Origin of the sequence: Marivita cryptomonadis, from assembly GCF_002115725.1 — a bacterium.
Classification (GTDB): Bacteria; Pseudomonadota; Alphaproteobacteria; order Rhodobacterales; family Rhodobacteraceae; genus Marivita; species Marivita cryptomonadis.
This window is the reverse complement of sequence record NZ_JFKD01000088.1, coordinates 1-987: the sequence shown is the minus strand read 5'-3', so window position 1 is coordinate 987 and position 987 is coordinate 1. Positions and strand designations below refer to the sequence as shown.

Annotated in this window: 1 protein-coding gene; it reads right to left on the bottom strand. The window is 60.9% G+C overall.

The genetic code is table 11. The features are described 5' to 3' along the window. On the bottom strand, positions 1 to 987 hold a 987-nt coding region (locus tag MCRY_RS22410; RefSeq protein ID WP_139834172.1), incomplete at both ends, for an AMP-binding protein.

Sequence of the window (987 nt, the reverse complement as noted above, 5' to 3'; positions counted from 1 at the left end):
CGCCCGGCTTGGTCGCGTGTGCGCCCGGCAGCGGGGTGAGCAGGTGCCCACCGGTTTCGGTTTGCCACCACGTGTCGACGATCGGGCAGCGGCCGCCGCCCACCACGTCATTGTACCAGTTCCACGCTTCGGGGTTGATCGGTTCGCCCACCGTGCCCAGAAGCTTGAGCGAGGATAGATCGCATTTCGTTACGAATTCATTACCCTGACCCATCAAAGCGCGGATCGCGGTCGGTGCCGTGTAGAACTGGTTAACCGAATGTTTCTCGCAGACCTGCCAGAAGCGGCTGGCGTCCGGATAGGTGGGCACACCTTCGAACATCAGCGTGGTCGCGCCATTGGCGAGCGGCCCGTAGACAATGTAGGAATGCCCCGTGACCCAGCCCACATCGGCGGTACACCAGTAAACGTCGCCTTCATGATAATCGAAGGTAATTTCATGCGTCAGGGCGGCGTAAACCAAATATCCACCAGTTGAGTGCACAACCCCCTTGGGCTGCCCGGTGGAGCCTGATGTATAGAGAATGAAAAGGGGATCTTCGGCATTCATTTCAGCAGGCTGGCTGACGTCAGACGCCTCCAGCGCCATTTCATTGTAGTCAAAGTCGCGCCCGTCGATCCATGTGGTCTGCCCGCCCGTGCGTTTGACCACCAGACACTTGACCGTATCCTTGCAGTGCAGCAGCGCCGCATCGGCATTGGACTTGAGCGGTGTCTTGCGGCCACCGCGCGGGGCCTCGTCAGAGGTGATGACGACCTTGGCGTCCGACCCGTTCACCCGTGCCGCCAGCGCGTCGGGCGAGAAGCCGGCAAAGACGATCGAATGGATCGCGCCGATGCGCGCGCAGGCCAGCATGGCATAGGCCGCTTCGGGGATCATCGGCATGTAGATCACCACGCGGTCCCCTTTGCGCACACCCAGTGTTTCCAGGATGTTGGCCATCTTGCAGACGCTGCGGTGCAGGTCTTTGTAGGTGATGTGCTTGG